This is a genomic window from Micrococcus terreus, from assembly GCF_900116905.1.
Classification (GTDB): Bacteria; Actinomycetota; Actinomycetes; order Actinomycetales; family Micrococcaceae; genus Citricoccus; species Citricoccus terreus.
Map to the genome: position 1 here is coordinate 296,005 of NZ_FPCG01000004.1, position 15,857 is coordinate 311,861.

A 15,857-nucleotide genomic window follows, 5' to 3' on the forward strand; every position below is an offset into this window, starting at 1 on the left:
GACCCAGTGACTGAGACTGAGATCAAGAAGGGGCTGGCCGGGGTCGTCGTCGACTACACCGCCGTCTCCAAGGTCAACCCGGAGACCAACTCCCTGCTCTACCGCGGCTATCCGGTGCAGGAGCTGGCGGCCACCCAGCCGTTCGAGGCCGTGGCCTACCTGCTCTGGAACGGGGAGCTGCCCACCCAGGGACAGCTGGCCGAGTACACCGCCCACGAACGCTCCCACCGCGCCCTGGATCCGAAGGTGAAGGACACCCTGGACGCGCTGCCCGTGGACTGCCATCCCATGGACTCGGTCCGCACGGCCGTGTCCATCCTGGGCGCGGCCCACCCGCAGGCTGAGGACTCCTCACCGGAGGCCGAGCTGGAGAAGGCCCGCACCCTGTTCGCCCAGCTGCCGGCCGTGGTGGCCTACGAGCAGCGCCGCCGCACCGCTGGCGGTCCGACCGAGCCGATCGAACCGCGCGAGGATCTGGACTACTCCCAGAACTTCCTGTGGATGACCTTCGGGGAGGAGGCCGCTCCGGAGGTCGTGGACGCCTTCCGCGTCTCGATGGTCCTCTATGCCGAGCACTCCTTCAACGCCTCCACCTTCACCGCCCGTGTGATCACCTCCACGCTCTCGGATCTGCACTCGGCGGTCACCGGTGCGATCGGCGCGCTGAAGGGGCCGCTGCACGGTGGCGCCAACGAGGCGGTGATGCACACCTTCGACGAGATCGGGATCCGCCCGGATGAGTCGGAGCAGGACGCCAAGGACCGGGCCCAGGCCTGGATGGAGGATGCCCTGGCGCAGAAGAAGAAGGTCATGGGCTTCGGCCATCGGGTCTACAAGCACGGCGACTCCCGGGTGCCGACCATGAAGAAGGCGCTGGACGCGATGATCGAGCACTTCGGCCGGCACGAGATCCTGGGTCTGTACAACGGCCTGGAGCAGGCCATGGACGAGGCCAAGCAGATCAAGCCGAATCTGGACTATCCGGCCGGGCCCACCTACCACCTGATGGGCTTCGACACCGAGCTGTTCACCCCGCTGTTCATCGCCGCCCGGGTCACCGGCTGGACCGCCCACGTGGTGGAGCAGCGTGCGGCTAACTCCTTGATCCGCCCGCTCTCGGAGTACAACGGCCCGGAGGAGCGTCACGTCCCCGGTGCCTGAGCCTTCCCCCGCGGTACCGGGTCCCCCGGCACCACCACCACATTCCCGACGTCGGCCCCGTCACCTTCTGCACAAAAGGTGACGGGGCCGACGTGGTGTGAGGTTACGACGTGAAATGTGTGGTGGCCGCTTCCTCGAGCCAAACCTCGACGTCCTGCGGCGTGGGAAGGGTCTCGAGAAGCTCCGCCCACAGCTGCCACGACGGGCTGGACACCAGGGTGTGCCGGTTCGCACGAAAGGACCGAGGCTCTTCCACATGGACCAGCAGGCCCTGTGGCGAGTCCAGATACCAGGTGCCCGTCTCCTTCAGACCGTCGACCCCGTTGAATTGGGCGGCCACCGTCACTTGCCGATAGGTGCCCGTGCGGATGTCATCAGCCAGCTCCGGCCAGGACGCTTCCAGGTCGTGCGCGAGAGCGCGACGAGCCGCCTCCCCGTCAGGTGCCTGTGAGTCCTCCAGGGCAAACCCCTGCATGACCTCTCGAGATGGCTTGAGCCGGACGGGCGCACTCGGTTCAGGCCGCGGCCCTAGACCGGTGGCGTCGAGCAGGAAGCGATACAGACCGCCGGCCCCTTCTAAGTGCAGGCGATAGCCCTGAAGAATCGGCTCTGCCGTCGTCATGCCGTAGTGGCTCCACCACACAAAGCTGGCACGTACCGGGTCGGGGCCCGGTCCGTCCAAGAGCTTGCCGGAGCGAGGACTGTCGGCCACCTCGGAGAGAGTGATGACCGCCATCCCCTGCGCGTCAACGAGGCTGTTGCACAGGTCCTCGTAGCCTGCGCGGGGGCGCCCCTGGTCGATGACAGTGCGGCCGTCTAACGCAATGATGTCCCTGACGGGTTGCGAAGGGTCGCCGTCGAGTGGGCCCAGGGACGCGCCGAGCATCTCAAATGCTTCGACGCTGAGTTCCAGGGTGTGCTGCTGTGAGGTGGTCATTCTGCCTCCGACCAGACGAAGGATTCAGCCATGGCGCGACCGCCGTCGATCCCCCAGGAGAAGTCGGCAACCGGATAGGTGAAGGTCATGCTGATTTCTCGGTTGTCACTGCGGGCGACCCACTGGGACATCATCACGGGCAGGCCGTTCTCGCCGGTGTAGACCGCCATCCGGTGGACACCGTCACGTTCTGGTGTTCCCCATGGTTCCGGCCCCAAGTGGACGAGTCGGTAATCCGCGAGGGATTCGTCCAGGACGGCATCGAGAGACTGCTGTTCCCTGAGGACTGTGTCGGCTGCGTCCTGGTCTGCGGTGATGGCAGCCATCGTCAGTACTAGGTTCGGTTGGAATCCAGCGGTCCACGGGTCTGGGGTGCTGACAATCAGTACCCCAGCGTCAATACCAGAATCGTCGACGTTCCATCCAGCGGGGACCGAGAAGTTCAGCCCCCACGAGGGCACCGTCACGGTGCCAACGTCCGCATGTAGCTCGTTCATGAGGTCTTGCCCTCCCGTCGTTTTTGACGGTTCTTCTGTCGATGTTCACGCATCCACCGAGGCGCCCAGGGGGCGGGTAGAGGTACTCCAAGGGTGCCGACGATGCCCAACAGGAGTAGGACGAACAGCCCCACCGTGACGGTGTCGAAGAGAGCTCCTGGCAGCGGGGCTCCGAATCCCGTGGCTGCCTCGCTGATGCCCACCCACAGCAGCAGGAGCGAGAAGGACGGGATGAGATACAGGAAGATGCGGGATCCGAAGCTCCCGTACCAGGAGGGACCCACAATGCGGGCCTGATAGAACCAGGACCACCAGAGTGCACCGATGGCCGCGATAGCAATCAGCAAGCCGGGAACTGCACCCATGTGTGGTGCTCTCCTTCCGTAGTGTTCATCCGTGGCACGGTCCTCGCACGACCCTATCCGAAGAGCTTTTTCCAGACCTTCTTGCCGCCGTCGGCGACGGCATCGGTCACCGCCTGGGTGGCTTTGCCGATGGGCTCCTTGATCTTGTCACCCAGCCACTTTCCGGCCTCGGATCCGGCGACACCTCCGATGATGCCGCCGGCGATTCCGCCGATGACGGTTCCTACGCCGGGCACCACCGAGCCAATGGACGCACCGAGCGCTGCGCCAGCCAAGGCGCCGCCACCGACCGTAACACCCACGGCACCGGTACGGCCCACACGTTCTGCGGTACGCATCTCGGGATGGTTCTGCTGGTCCTGGCTCCACTGATCGGCACCAGATCCGATTCCGGAAATGATCGCGCCCACCGGGCCAGCCACACGGCCAACACGCCCCCAGCGGGCATACCGCCCTGCCTGGTGAGGCTTCGCTTGGTAGTTGCCCGGGTGCGACCGTGCCGCCATGCGTCCCAGGACGGTCGATCCGGGCAGTGAGGCCTTCACATACCGTCCGCCATGGGTCACCGCTCGTGCGTCCCAACCGAACACCCGTTTGACGATGCCGGCTCCCGGCCCTGTCTTGCTCGACCACTGTCCCATACGGGGCATCCAATTCTGGCGCGGGGCGAAGCGACCGGCCCGGTGCTGGGCGATGGTGGCATAGGTCGATACTCCGGTCACTGCATGGTTCACGCCCCATAGGCTCCAGGCCAAGGCCGGATGCACATCGTCGGAAGGTGTCACACCGAATGCATCGAGGAATGTTGCCGGCGTTGAACTCCATCCGGCGACCTCACGTACCTCGCGGGCACCATTCAGGTGCAGTGGGTACGTCAGTCCACGGACTGGATCGTCCGGGGCTGAGATGGCACCGAGCGACGCGGTGCAGGTGTTCTGCGCAGTGTCCTTGGCTTCGGCCAGCGCCCGGCAGCGAGACTGAAGTTCGCTGATGGCCTCTTCTTTGCCGCTGGGGTCATCCGCATACGTGGTTTCCGCAGTGCTCAGAAAGGTGTCAATGTCTGAGACCAGCGTCGATCGGGTCGAGGCGAGAGTTTCCAGATCATCGGCATAGCTGGTGAGTGCCTTCTTCGCCGCGTCGGCTGCGGTGACGAGGTCTGCGGCCAGCTCCTGAGGAGACTGCATCGCCTGATGCACAGTCTGCTCATCGGCTCCGTGATAGCTGGTCTGCAGATTTGACCATGTGTTGGACATGGTCTCCATGGTCGTCTCCACGGCTGAGTACTTCGTCGCCATGGTCGTTGCCGCGGTGCGGATGCTCTCTGGATCGTCGAGGTCGACGACAGTGAATCGGGGATCGCTCACAGCCCCTCCTGGGTCCGGGGATCTTCACGTTCGGCACGGGAGAGCATCTCTTCATCTCCGTCGCGATAGACGGTCAGGGCTTCACCGGTTGCGGAGATGTTGTGTCCTGTCGTGGAGCTCACCACCTCGTCGAATCGGTAGAGCACTTCACCGCGTAGCGACAGTAGTGCGCCAGACACCGCGTCGCTATGCGAGAGCACAGCATCGATGTCGACGGCGGCCTCGTGGCCCCCTTGAAATGCCGAGCGCAGATCGTCGGTTACACCCGAAGCTGATTCAACCGTTGAGTTGGCTGAGTCCAGGTCTAACTCGTACCCCATATCTCCCCTGAATGGTGTCGAAAACAGTGTCTGTGGATCTCACAGCATCAATAACGGGCGTTTTTCGCCTCTACCACCCTAAGGACCTGAACAATCGCAAGGCGAATTCATGGATGGATAGTTCTCCCCATGGCCGGACCTTGACGGGACAGACACGCTCGAAAATTCGGCACCGCAGAGATCCGCAGATCTCTACCGAGCCGCTACGCACAGAGCGCCGGGGCACTCAGTATGCGCGATCAGTCTTCCCGTGGTGCTCAGTCTCGGTCGACCTCCATGGAGTTCAGCAGATCACGCACCTGCTGGTACTCATCAGTCTCGATCATCGCCCGCAGTGCGGCTTCCCCACTCTGCCCGGTCAGCTCCTCGGCCTGAGACAGGGACACGCTGGAACTGATGAAGTTGGCCGCCACAACGCCTTCCATCTCGGGGTCCTGCACCGAGTAGTTCCATGCCGACCAGACGTCCTCATCCTCGGCCAACGGGTCCACCCCCTCCGGGACGCTCACCAGCTGGATCATGATCGCGATCTCATCATCCGGGGTCAGTCCCGGCATGTCCGAGCTAGGCTCCACCATGTAGGCCCGGTACCAGACCGAATCGGTGTTCATTCCGCGGTGGAGCTCGGGCAGTTCCTCGGAGTCCAGCAGCTCGACGATACCCGGCTTGGGCCCATCCCCGTCGGTCGGTCCCACGCCGAGGGTGGCGCCGGCCTCGATCGGGTTGGTCTCGGAGGAGAACTTCAGGGTCTCGTAGGGGTACCCGGCGTAGTCCATGCTCTCTTCGGAGTAGTCCGAGGAGACCGCCGACCACCCAGTCGGCAACGTCCAAGAGAAGACCCCGCCCTCGGAGACGTAGGTCTCTCCCCCGGCACCGGGTTCACTGGCGGACTCCGACGGCTCAGCCGTGGCAGACTCGCTCGGCTCAGTGCTCTGGCTCGGTTCGACGCTCTCACTGGGACTCTCGCTCGCGCTCGGCGTCGCCGATGCCGATGCGCTCTCACTGACCGACGGCGTCGGGCTGGCACTATCACTGGCGCTGGAACTCACACTCGCCGTCGGAGTGTCACTAGGGTCAGGATCACCGCCGCCGGTACATGCAGTCAGCACCAGCACGGCTGCGGCGCTGAGGCCCAGCACCGTCTGACGTGCCCGGATGGCTCGTCGACTCCCCGGGGCCGTGGGGCGGACGCGGGCAGTGGGAGTTGCTGATGTTGAGGTATCCATGGGGGCGATCCCACCACGGCCGTCCACCCCTGAAAAGGTTTCACAATCTAACGATCCCGTGACCTGAAACGTTACGTGAACACTACAGTTTCAGCTCAGCGCCCGCGGATGCGCCGCCGCATACACCTCGCGCAGGGTGTCAGCGGTGACCAGGGTGTACACCTGGGTGGTGGTGACGGAGGCATGACCCAGCAGCTCCTGCACCACCCGCACATCTGCTCCGCCCTCCAGCAGGTGGGTGGCGAAGGAGTGGCGCAGGGTGTGCGGAGAGACATCGGCCTGGATCCCCGCCCGTTCGGCGGCCTTCTTCAGGATCGTCCACGCCGACTGTCGGGAGAGTCGGCCCCCACGCTGGTTCAGGAACAGGGCCGGCGAACCCGTCCCCTGCCCGGCCAGAGCGGGCCTGCCGCGCACCAGCCAGGCCTCCACCGCGGCGGCCCCGTAGGAGCCCAACGGCACCATCCGCTCCTTGGATCCCTTGCCGAACAGACGCACGACGGCGGGCCCCTCCTCCCCCGTCACCGTCGCCTCCTGCTCGGCCTCGCCGGTGCGCACCGCACCCAGGACGTCGTCCACGTCCAGTCCCACCGCCTCGGAGATGCGTGCACCGGTGGCATAGAGGAACTCCAGCAGCGCCCGGTCACGAAGACCCGCAGGCGTGTCGGTGGGAACGGACTCCAGCAGGGCGGTGATCTGTCCCACCGGCAGTGCCTTGGGCAGCCGCGTTGCGGTGCGAGGTGGGGTGACGTCCTGTGCCGGGTCGGCCTCGGTGAGCCCTTCCAATGCCCAGAACCGGTGCATGCCGCGCACGGCCGCCAGCACCCTGGCCGCGGAGCGCGGGGCCAGCGGATGCCCTCCGTCCTCCCCGGTGCCCAGCGCCTGCAGGAAACCCGTGACATGCTGCCGAGTCGCCTGGTCCGGCGCCTGGACTCCCTGCTGGGCCAGCCAGCCCAGGTAGCGGCTGATGTCCCTGCGGTAGGCCGACAGCGTGTTGGCGGACATGCCCCGTTCCACGGCCAGGTGGTCCAGGTACGCCGTGGCGCGGCGCGTCAGCTGCGGATCAGGCTCGCTCACGCGGGTGATCCGTCCACGGCGCATCGGCCGGCCGCAGGGAGCTGAAGCCGGTGGCGGCCTGGACCTGCGCGGCCAGCACGCCCATGCAGATGGAGGGGTTGTGGACACGCCCGTCCAGCACGGCGCTGACCACCTCATCCAGCGGGACCCAGGCCAGGGGCATCCCGGCCTCTTCGCCCTCACGTGCGTGACGTTCCTGCTCCGGCACCGGGGTCAGGTCCCGGGCCAGGTAGATCCGAATGCCCTCTGAGGAGGAGCCCGGCGTGGTGAAGAAGTCCACCAGGACCTCCCACTGCGCCGCGACCAGGTCCGCCTCCTCTGCGAGCTCGCGCTGCGCGGCCTCCAGCATCGGCTCACCGTCCACGTCCAGCAACCCGGCTGGGATCTCCCACAGCTCCTGCCCCACGGGGTGACGGTACTGCCGAATCACGCAGACCCGTTGGGCCTGATCCAGGGCCACCACGGCCACCGCTCCAGGGTGGCGGATGTACTCCCGCCGCAGCACCGGGGTGTCCGGGGCCATCCGAAACGCATCCCGGGTGACGTCCCAGACCATGCCGTCGAAGACGGTCTCGCGCCCCTCCACCTCCCGTGAGGTGGGCACATCGGCCAGGGGTCCGTCGTCGTGAACCTGGTAGCTGGTCATGATGCTGCCGCTCAGCCGGAGACCCGCGTGCGCTGATGCTCCAGCCCGGCGGCCACCAGGCCGGCGAACAGCGGATGGGGGCGCGTGGGTCGGGACTTGAACTCCGGGTGGGCCTGCGTGGAGACGTAGTACGGGTGCTGCTCCCGCGGCAGTTCGACGAACTCCACCAGGGTCCCGTCCGGTGAGGTGCCGGAGAAGACCAGTCCGGCCGCCTCCAGCTGGGGGCGGTACTGGTTGTTGACCTCGTAGCGGTGCCGGTGCCGCTCGGTGACCTCGGTGCTCCCATAGGCCTCGGCCACGACGCTTCCGGCGGTCAGCGCCGCAGGGTACGAGCCCAGGCGCATGGTGCCGCCCAGATCGCCGGCGCCGGCCACGATCTCCTTCTGCTCGGCCATCGTGGCGATCACCGGGTGGGCGGTGTCCGGGTCGAACTCGGTGGAGCCGGCCTCGGCCAGCCCGGCCACGTTGCGGGCGTACTCCATCACCATGCACTGCAGTCCCAGGCACAGGCCCAGGGTGGGGATGCCGTTCTCACGGGCATGGCGCAGGGCCCCGAGCTTGCCCTCCAGCCCGCGCACGCCGAACCCGCCGGGCACGCAGATGGCGTCCACACCGGTCAGGGCCTGAGCGGCGCCCTCCGGGGTTGAACAGTCATCGGAGGGGACCCAACGGATGGCCACGCGGGCGCGGTGGGCGAACCCGCCGGCGCGCAGGGCCTCCGTGACGGAGAGGTAGGCGTCCGGAAGGTCGATGTACTTGCCCACCAGGGCGATCTCCAGCTGGTGTTCGGGCTGGTGGACGGCCTCCAGCAGTGCCTCCCACACACTCCAGTCCACGTCCTTGAACTTCAGGTCCAGGGACTGCACCACGTAGGCGTCCAGTCCCTGGGCGTGGATGGTCTGGGGGATGTCGTAGATGGACGGAGCGTCAGCACAGTTGATGACCGCGTCCGTGTCCACATCGCACATCCGGGCAATCTTGTCCCGCACGTCCTGCGGGACCTGACGGTCCGACCGGATCACGATCGCATCGGGCTGGATGCCGATCGAGCGCAGCATGGCCACCGAGTGCTGGGTCGGCTTGGTCTTGAGCTCGTGGGAGGGCCCGATGTACGGGACCAGGGAGACGTGCAGGAAGAACACGTTGTCCCGTCCGATGTCCTGCCGGACCTGGCGGGCGGCCTCCAGGAAGGGCTGGGACTCGATGTCGCCGACGGTTCCGCCGATCTCGGTGATGATCACGTCAGGGGCCTGCTCGGCACCGGCTGGCAGGCGCATTCGCCGCTTGATCTCATCGGTGATGTGCGGGATGACCTGGACGGTGTCCCCCAGGTAGTCGCCGCGACGCTCCCGTTCGATCACGGAGGAGTACACCTGTCCGGTGGTGACGTTGTTCATCCCATCCAGGTCTTCGTCCAGGAAGCGCTCGTAGTGCCCGATGTCCAGGTCCGTCTCGGCACCGTCCTCGGTCACGAACACCTCGCCGTGCTGGAAGGGGTTCATGGTGCCCGGATCCACGTTCAGGTAGGGATCGAGCTTCTGCATGGTGACAGAGAGACCTCTGGCCCTCAGCAGATGTCCCAGGGAGGAGGCCGTGAGCCCCTTGCCGAGAGAGGAGGCGACGCCGCCGGTCACGAAGATGTGCCGGGTCGCGTGGGGGGTCTTCTGGAATCTCGATGTAGGTTGCACCACGGAATTCGATCATATCACCGTGGATCAGACCACACTGTGCTCCAGCAGCTCCCGGGCGTGGTCGCGGGCCGTCTCCGACCCGGCGTGTCCGGCCAGCATCCGGGCCAGCTCCTCCACCCGGTCCTCGCCGGTCAGGTGCAGCACCCCGGAGGTGGTCACCCCGGCGTCCGCGTCCGAGGCCTTGGTGACCCGCAGGTGCCGATCTGCGAACGCGGCGACCTGGGGCAGGTGAGTCACCACGATCACCTGCACATGCTGGGCCAGCCGAGCCAGGCGTCGTCCGATCTGCACGGCGGCCTCACCGCCGACGCCGGCATCCACCTCGTCGAACACGAAGGTGGGAACGGGGTCGGTCTCAGCCAATACGACCTCCAGGGCCAGCATCACTCGGGAGAGCTCACCGCCAGAGGCCCCCTTGCCCAACGGGCGCGGATCCGATCCGGCGTGAGGCTGCAGCAGCAGGGCGATCTCATCGGCACCGTGCGGTCCGCACTCGGAAACCGGCTGGACACGGGCGTGGAAGGTGGCGTCCGGCATGGAGAGGGCGTGCAGCTCCTCGGTGACGGCGCCGGAGAGCCGTTCAGCCGCGGCGGCGCGCAGGGCCGAGAGTTCGTCGGCACCGGCCCGGACCTGTTCCTGGAGCCGTTCGACCTGCACGGTCAACTCTTCGATCCGGCTGGTGTCCCCCTGCAGCTCCTCCAGGCGCGGACGGTGCTGCTCCGCCCAGTCCAACACGTCCTGCAGCTCCGGGCCGTACAGGCGCATGAGCCGGTTCAGCTCCGCCAGGCGAGACTGTGCGGTGTCCAGGGCAGACGCGGCGTCATCGTCCAGACGCGCGGCGAACCCGGCGAGTTCGGCGGAGATGTCGGCCAGGATGATCCCGGCCTCGGCCAGCCGCCCGGCCAGGGCCATCAGCTCGGGATCGTCCCCGGGAGCCTGCAGCAGCAGCTGACGGGCCTGCTCCACCAGGACCTCTGCGGCCGGGGTGTCGAAGGTGTCTGCCGCATCAGCTCCGGAGAGGTGTGCATGGGCGCCGCCGCTGGCCGCACGCAGCTCCTCCACGTTCTCCAGGCGCTGGATCAGAGCGCGCACCTGCTCGTCCTCCCCAGCCTGGACCTCAGCGACGTCGATCTCCTCGAGCGCCCGCTGCAGGTTCTCGGCCTCCCGGGCTCGGTCCTGCTCGTGGGCCGTGATCTCCTCCAGCTCCGACCTCGCGTCCTGCCATGACTGGAAGTCCTGCCGGTACCGGTCCATCACGGCGGCCAGCGGCGCCCCGGCGAAGGCGTCCACCGCATGCCGCTGGGCTGCGGGCGACTTCAGGCGCAGCTGGTCGGTCTGCCCGTGCACGGCCACCAGGTGCTCGCCCAGATCGGACAGCAGCGCCACGGGAACCCCGCGCCCACCAGCCGAAGCACGTGAGCGCGAGGACGAGCCTGCCGCACCCACCGTGCGTGAGACCACCAAGGCGACCTTCTGCTCGTCGGTGGCGGGGCCGTCGTCGGGCTCGGTGTCCAGGACGGCGCCGGCCTCCTCGGCCAGGGGAATTGCACCGTTGTCCGGGGACACGGCAAAGCCGGCCTCCACCACGGCATGCGGGTCTCCGTGCCGCACGGCCCCGGCGTCGGCACGGGCGCCCAACAGCAGGTTCATGGCCGTGACCACCATGGTCTTGCCCGCTCCGGTCTCACCGGTGACCACCGTGAAGCCGGGGTCCAGGTCCACGGACGCCTCGGCGATCACCCCGAGCCCGGTGATGGAGAGGTACTCGATCATGACCGGTCCTGCCTGGTTCCGGCGGACCCGGTGTCCTCCCGGGTGACGACGGGCAGTGCACGGGTGGCCGGCGGCACCACGCCAGGGCGCGGGGCCAGATGGTGAGGTTCGACGACGGCCACACCGGCGGATGCCCCGGCCTCCTGGGCCTGGAGGGCCTCCTGCAGACGGGCCTGCTGCCGGGCGGCTTCCCGGGCGTCGGCTTCGGCACGGTCCGTGGCCGAGACCGGTCCACGCCAGCCCTCGGTGGGCAGGTCGAACTTGCGCACCAGCCGCTCGGTGAACGGGGTCAGGGAGAGCCGGGCCAGCCGGACGGGCGTGGGCGACTGCGTCACCTGCACCCGGGCCCCTGGCGGGAGGTCCACGGTGCGTCGGCCGTCACACCAGAGCACGCCGGGCTCGTTGGTGCGCGGTAGCACCTCCACCGAGAGCACGCTGCGCGGGGACACCACCAGCGGCCGGGAGAACAGGGCGTGCGCACTGATGGGGACCATGAGCAGGGCCTGCACGTCCGGCCAGACCACGGGGCCGCCGGCAGAGAACGCGTAGGCGGTGGAGCCGGTGGGCGTGGCCATGACCACGCCGTCACAGCCGAAGGAGGAGATCGGTCGACCGTCCACCGAGGTGACGACCTCCAGCATGCGCTCCCGGTTGGATTTCTCCACAGAGGCCTCGTTCAGCGCCCAGGTCTGGGCCACCAGGGCATCCTCGGCGAAGACCTTGACGTCGATCGCCAGGCGCTCTTCCACGGAGTAGTCCTGATCGGCGATCGCCTGCACGGTGCGGTGCAGGTCCGTGCGTTCGGACTCGGCCAGGAAACCGACGTGGCCCAGGTTCACAGCCAGCAGCGGGACGGTGGTCTCCCGGACCAGTTCGGCCGCCCGCAGCACCGAGCCGTCTCCGCCCAGCACCACGCCCAGGTCGACGTCCTCGAGCTCGCAGTCGGTCCCCAGTGTCTGGGCGATCATCCCCTCATGGGCCACATCACCGGCGGCCACCACAGCCTCGAGGGACTCGACATCACTGGCCAGCATGACCGGGGTCAGCCCTGCCTGCTGCAGCATCACGCTCGTGGTGAGCGCTGCCCGAATGGCGTCGGCCCGGCCGGTGTGGGCGAGCACAAGGATCCGACGTGGCATGGTGGCGGTGGTCCGTCCGTTGGGGGAAGTCATCCTGTCCAGGATAGCCACGGCCACGGACACGCTCAGGCCCAGTTCACAGTCTGTCTGTCCACCCAGTCCTCCGCATCTGCGGCGGGGGTCGGCCGCATCGGACTGCGCAGCCACAGGAAGAACTCCACGTTGCCGTCCTGTCCGGGCAACGGGGACCGGGCCAGTCCGTGAGGTTCCAGACCGGCCTGCACCGCGGAGTCCACCACGCCGACCACCGCGGTGCGACGCTGTGCGGCCTCGCGCACCACGCCGCCCTTGGGCAGGGCGGTCCGGCCGACCTCGAACTGCGGTTTGACCATCAGCACCAGGTCGGCACCGGGCCGGCACATGCCCGCCAACGGCTCCATGACCAGTCGCAGAGAGATGAAGGACAGGTCCGAGACCACCACATCCACCGGTCCGCCCACCAGGTCAGGGGTGATGTCGCGGATGTTCAGTCCCTCATGGACCTGCACACGAGGGTCGTCTCGCAGCCGCGGCACCAGCTGGTCGTGCCCCACGTCCACCGCCACCACGGACGCAGCACCGGAGCGCAGCAGCACATCGGTGAAGCCTCCGGTGGAGGCCCCTGCGTCCAGGCATCTCTTCCCCTCCGTCCCGACGACGGAGAAGACCTCCAGCGCACCGGCCAGCTTGTGTCCGGCGCGGGACGCATAACGAGGGCCGGTCTCAGCCAGCTCCAGACGGTCGGATCCGAGGACCTTCTGCGCCGCCTTCTGAGCGGTTCGTCCGTTGACCAGCACCGATCCTCCGGCGATCAGGGTGGCGGCATCCGTCCGGGAGCGAGCCAGCCCTCGGCGTGTCAGCTCGACGTCCAATCGGGAACCAGACGCTGTCACGGCTGTCCTGGCAGACGCGGCTGGTCTCTGGTCAAGCCGGTCAGCTCGTCCAGGGCGTCGCGGAATGCACTGAGCTCGTCCTCGGGTGCGGATCGATCCTGGGACCAGAGCCGGTGCAGCACCGCGTCGGCGTCGGGGTCGCCGGTGTCCAAGGGCGGCCGCTGTGGATCCTCGTGACCCAGATCCAATCTCTCGGTCTCATCAGACGCACCGGGGTGACGAGGGTGGTCGCTCATGACCGTTCCCCGAGCAGCTCATCCAGCGACTGGACGATCACCTGGGGGCGCTGGTCCTGAGGTACCGCTGCAGCGCTCTCTCTGGAGTCGACGCCGGTCAGCACCAGGGCAGTGGTGAATCCAGCCCTGTTCCCGCCCAGGATGTCCGTGTCCAACCGGTCTCCCACCACCAGGGGCCGCTGTGCCCCGAGCTGTTCGGCAGCCCACTGGAACAGCAGGGGCTGCGGCTTTCCTGCGGCGGGGGGAATCACGCCGGTGGCCTGCGAGACGGCCTGGACCAGGGAGCCGTTGCCGGGCGCTATCCCCTCGGCGCGAGGAATGGTCAGGTCGGTGTTCGTCGCCACCCAGACTGCACCTGCCTGGATCGCATAGGCAGCCTGAGCCAGATCGGCCCAGCCCACGGACGGATCGAACCCCTGGATGACCGCTGCAGGCTGCTCGTCGGCCCTGCTGACCACCCGGAACCCGGCTTCGCTGACCAGACCCCGCAGGTAGTCCGAACCGATCACCAGGACAGCGCTGCCCGGTGGGAGCTCCATGCCCTGCAGCAGGCGAACACCAGCTGCCGCAGCACCGAAGATCTGCTCGGCTGTGGCCGTGATGCCCAGCTCGGCCAGATGCTCGGCGACGCTCTGCGGGGACCGTGACGCATTGTTCGTCACGAAGGCCACCGGCACACCGCGTTCCGTCAGCTCATGGAGTGTCTCGACCGCGCCGGCGATCGCACCGGCACCGGCATAGACGACGCCGTCCAGATCGCACAGGAGAGCATCGTGACCGGAGAAGAAGCTCGCCTCCACTGCTCAGTCCCTCGTGGTCCGGCGGCTCTCCGGACGGCGGTCCCGGTCTGCACCCCTGCCGTGATCTCGAGCGCCCCGACCTGGGGGCACCACATCCTTGGCACGAGGCCGGCGGGTCTCTGCCTCATCGTCCAGGCCGAAGTCGATGATCTCGGGCTCTTCGAATGCGCCGACTCCCAGGGCCTCCTCGGCCACCGCGGCCCTCCGGTTCCACAGCTTCGCCTCATCGTCTCGCCCGGCAGCCTCCAGCGCATCGGCATAGGCGTGGAAGAGCCGCGGGCTGTACGAGAATCCGCGGCGGGGATTCAACTCCGGGATCTCCAGAGCCGCTACTGCCTTCTCCGGATGCCCCAGGTCCTGGTGGATGCCGGAGATCACCATGGCCAACTCCACCCGAATCGGCTTCTCCAGCGAGCTGGGGTCCACCTCGGCGGCCAGCTCCAAGGCCTTCTGATGGCGGCCGAGGGCACGCTCGCTGTCCACCATGAGCGGCAGATGGGTGTTGTCCCCGGTGATCCGACGATAGGTGCGGAACTCTCGCAGCGCCTCGGCATACTCCCCGGCGGCGTAGGCGGTGATCCCCACGGCTTCGCGCACACATCCCAGCCGGCCGCCACGGCGGCTCGCGGCCAGGGCGTGCTCGAACGCCAGCTCAGGGTCGATGTCCAACAGCCGCCCCGCCATCACCAGGTGACGAGCGACCCAAGGGCGATTGCGCTCATCCAGTGACTCCAGCTCTCGCGTGGTCCCCCGGTGCAGCTCCTTGCCGGTGACATCCTCATGGATCTCCGGGGACTTGGCCCGGTCTGGGCGATTGGCGCTGCGAAGATCACTGGGGTTGTGCGTGCGCTCACGCGGCGCACGCTCTTCCCCGTCGCCGCCACGGGGACGCTCACCGAACGAACCACGGGACCCGCGCTGACCACGGCCCTCGTTGCGACCTGCGCTCCTGCCAGTGCGCTCCCCCGCACCGCTGCGCCCAGCAGAGCGGCCCTCGCCTCGCGTCCACTCCCGGTCGCCTCGTCCGCCGTCGGTCCCCCGTGCCGGGGCTCCCTGCCGGCGCCCCTTCGCTGAACCCGACGCGCCTACCTGGGAATCTCGACCTCGGTCCTGCCCGCTGCGTCGCGCGGGGCGATCCTGGCTGGAAGCGGAGCGATCGAATCGATCAGTCATGGCACTCTGTTCCTCTGTCGCTGGGCGTCGTCTGTGCTGCTGCCCCGGGGTGTCCGGTGCGCCGCAGAGCGTCCCAAGACTACCGGACCGGCCCGCGGACAGTCCTCCGGGCTGATCCGGGTGTACGTGGCTGTTAACGTGCTCGGGCCCCACCGTGTGGTGGGGCCCGAGTCTTTGAAAGTAGTGTCCGGCGGCGTCCTACTCTCCCACACACTCCCGTGTGCAGTACCATCGGCGCTGTGGGTCTTAGCTTCCGGGTTCGGAATGGGACCGGGCGTTTCCCCCACGCTATGACCGCCGTAACTCTTTCACCCTGCTGTGGTCCCGGTCAGTGTTCACGGGTTGCTTCGAGGGTGGCTTGTTACACCATTATTCATTTGCTCCCCCAGTGCGCAGCCCGTAGAGCTGCTGTTGTTAGGGGGTGGGTTGTTGGGTGTCAACCGCATAGTGGACGCGCACATCAATTGGTCCCCACCCCCTGGGGGGGTGGGTGTGTGTGTAAGTTATCGGCCTATTAGTACCGGTCGGCTTCACAAGTCTTTAGTCCTTGCTTCCACGTCCGGCCTATCAACCCAGTGTTCTG

At 67.5% G+C, this 15,857-nt stretch carries 16 protein-coding genes and 1 rRNA gene; 1 reads left to right on the plus strand and 16 read right to left on the minus strand.

Annotated features, from left to right (window positions below; all coding sequences use genetic code 11):
* Positions 1-6: 6 nt before the first annotated feature.
* Positions 7-1,161, plus strand: coding sequence for a bifunctional 2-methylcitrate synthase/citrate synthase (locus BM355_RS07220; RefSeq protein ID WP_091696612.1), 1,155 nt, complete (start codon positions 7-9; stop codon positions 1,159-1,161).
* Between the two features lie 103 nt (positions 1,162-1,264).
* Here BM355_RS07220 and BM355_RS07225 read toward each other — a convergent pair whose 3' ends face one another.
* The 16 genes from BM355_RS07225 to rrf form a co-directional block, all read right to left on the minus strand.
* Complete coding sequence (locus tag BM355_RS07225; RefSeq protein WP_091696614.1) at positions 1,265-2,098, minus strand: hypothetical protein; 834 nt, start codon at positions 2,096-2,098, stop codon at positions 1,265-1,267.
* Positions 2,095-2,595, minus strand: coding sequence for a DcrB/PsbP domain-containing protein (locus tag BM355_RS07230; RefSeq protein WP_143109441.1), 501 nt, complete (start codon positions 2,593-2,595; stop codon positions 2,095-2,097). The genes BM355_RS07225 and BM355_RS07230 overlap by 4 nt, the downstream gene beginning before the upstream one ends.
* Complete coding sequence (locus BM355_RS07235) at positions 2,592-2,960, minus strand: hypothetical protein (RefSeq protein WP_091696619.1); 369 nt, start codon at positions 2,958-2,960, stop codon at positions 2,592-2,594. The genes BM355_RS07230 and BM355_RS07235 overlap by 4 nt, the downstream gene beginning before the upstream one ends.
* Before the next feature lie 53 nt (positions 2,961-3,013).
* Positions 3,014-4,324 (minus strand): WXG100 family type VII secretion target, encoded by a 1,311-nt coding sequence (locus tag BM355_RS07240; protein WP_091696622.1) that lies wholly within the window; start codon positions 4,322-4,324, stop codon positions 3,014-3,016.
* On the minus strand, positions 4,321-4,644 hold the full coding sequence (locus BM355_RS14125) for a hypothetical protein (protein WP_143109442.1): 324 nt from the start codon (positions 4,642-4,644) through the stop codon (positions 4,321-4,323). Before BM355_RS14125 ends, BM355_RS07240 begins: the two co-directional genes overlap by 4 nt.
* Before the next feature lie 257 nt (positions 4,645-4,901).
* Entirely contained in the window at positions 4,902-5,468 is a 567-nt protein-coding gene (locus tag BM355_RS07245) for a hypothetical protein (RefSeq protein ID WP_143109443.1), read from the minus strand.
* A 492-nt stretch (positions 5,469-5,960) separates the two neighbouring features.
* A complete protein-coding gene (xerD, locus tag BM355_RS07250; RefSeq protein WP_091696626.1) occupies positions 5,961-6,968 on the minus strand; it encodes a site-specific tyrosine recombinase XerD in 1,008 nt (335 codons plus the stop codon).
* Positions 6,931-7,590, minus strand: coding sequence for an NUDIX domain-containing protein (locus BM355_RS07255; protein ID WP_091696628.1), 660 nt, complete (start codon positions 7,588-7,590; stop codon positions 6,931-6,933). The genes xerD and BM355_RS07255 overlap by 38 nt, the downstream gene beginning before the upstream one ends.
* Positions 7,591-7,601: 11 nt before the next feature.
* Positions 7,602-9,281 carry a CTP synthase gene (locus BM355_RS07260; RefSeq protein WP_091696631.1) on the minus strand — a complete coding sequence of 560 codons (1,680 nt, stop codon included), beginning with the start codon at positions 9,279-9,281 and terminating at the stop codon, positions 7,602-7,604.
* 24 nt (positions 9,282-9,305) lie between these two features.
* Entirely contained in the window at positions 9,306-11,054 is a 1,749-nt protein-coding gene (gene recN, locus BM355_RS07265) for a DNA repair protein RecN (protein ID WP_091696634.1), read from the minus strand.
* Complete coding sequence (locus tag BM355_RS07270) at positions 11,051-12,226, minus strand: NAD kinase (RefSeq protein ID WP_374786114.1); 1,176 nt, start codon at positions 12,224-12,226, stop codon at positions 11,051-11,053. The genes recN and BM355_RS07270 overlap by 4 nt, the downstream gene beginning before the upstream one ends.
* A 32-nt stretch (positions 12,227-12,258) precedes the next feature.
* The gene (locus tag BM355_RS07275) at positions 12,259-13,065 is read right to left on the minus strand and encodes a TlyA family RNA methyltransferase (protein ID WP_091696637.1); all 807 of its coding nucleotides are present in this window, start codon (positions 13,063-13,065) and stop codon (positions 12,259-12,261) included.
* Positions 13,062-13,301 (minus strand): hypothetical protein, encoded by a 240-nt coding sequence (locus tag BM355_RS07280; RefSeq protein ID WP_143109444.1) that lies wholly within the window; start codon positions 13,299-13,301, stop codon positions 13,062-13,064. The genes BM355_RS07275 and BM355_RS07280 overlap by 4 nt, the downstream gene beginning before the upstream one ends.
* Positions 13,298-14,101: an HAD-IIA family hydrolase gene (locus BM355_RS07285; RefSeq protein ID WP_091696642.1), complete on the minus strand. Its 804-nt coding sequence runs from the start codon at positions 14,099-14,101 to the stop codon at positions 13,298-13,300. The genes BM355_RS07280 and BM355_RS07285 overlap by 4 nt, the downstream gene beginning before the upstream one ends.
* A 3-nt stretch (positions 14,102-14,104) precedes the next feature.
* Positions 14,105-15,274 (minus strand): hypothetical protein, encoded by a 1,170-nt coding sequence (locus tag BM355_RS07290; RefSeq protein ID WP_177227876.1) that lies wholly within the window; start codon positions 15,272-15,274, stop codon positions 14,105-14,107.
* A 185-nt stretch (positions 15,275-15,459) separates the two neighbouring features.
* Positions 15,460-15,576 (minus strand): 5S ribosomal RNA (gene rrf, locus BM355_RS07295).
* Between the last annotated feature and the right edge of the window lie 281 nt (positions 15,577-15,857).

Bases quoted from the DNA above. Each gene is read 5' to 3' on its own strand.
- BM355_RS14125 (WP_143109442.1), bottom strand. From the start codon at position 4,644: ATGGGGTACGAGTTAGACCTGGACTCAGCCAACTCAACGGTTGAATCA.
- recN (WP_091696634.1), bottom strand. From the start codon at position 11,054: ATGATCGAGTACCTCTCCATCACCGGGCTCGGGGTGATCGCCGAGGCG.
- BM355_RS07255 (WP_091696628.1), bottom strand. From the start codon at position 7,590: ATGACCAGCTACCAGGTTCACGACGACGGACCCCTGGCCGATGTGCCC.
- BM355_RS07280 (WP_143109444.1), bottom strand. From the start codon at position 13,301: ATGAGCGACCACCCTCGTCACCCCGGTGCGTCTGATGAGACCGAGAGA.
- BM355_RS07225 (WP_091696614.1), bottom strand. From the start codon at position 2,098: ATGACCACCTCACAGCAGCACACCCTGGAACTCAGCGTCGAAGCATTT.
- BM355_RS07290 (WP_177227876.1), bottom strand. From the start codon at position 15,274: ATGACTGATCGATTCGATCGCTCCGCTTCCAGCCAGGATCGCCCCGCG.
- BM355_RS07230 (WP_143109441.1), bottom strand. From the start codon at position 2,595: ATGAACGAGCTACATGCGGACGTTGGCACCGTGACGGTGCCCTCGTGG.
- BM355_RS07270 (WP_374786114.1), bottom strand. From the start codon at position 12,226: ATGACTTCCCCCAACGGACGGACCACCGCCACCATGCCACGTCGGATC.
- xerD (WP_091696626.1), bottom strand. From the start codon at position 6,968: ATGCGCCGTGGACGGATCACCCGCGTGAGCGAGCCTGATCCGCAGCTG.
- BM355_RS07235 (WP_091696619.1), bottom strand. From the start codon at position 2,960: ATGGGTGCAGTTCCCGGCTTGCTGATTGCTATCGCGGCCATCGGTGCA.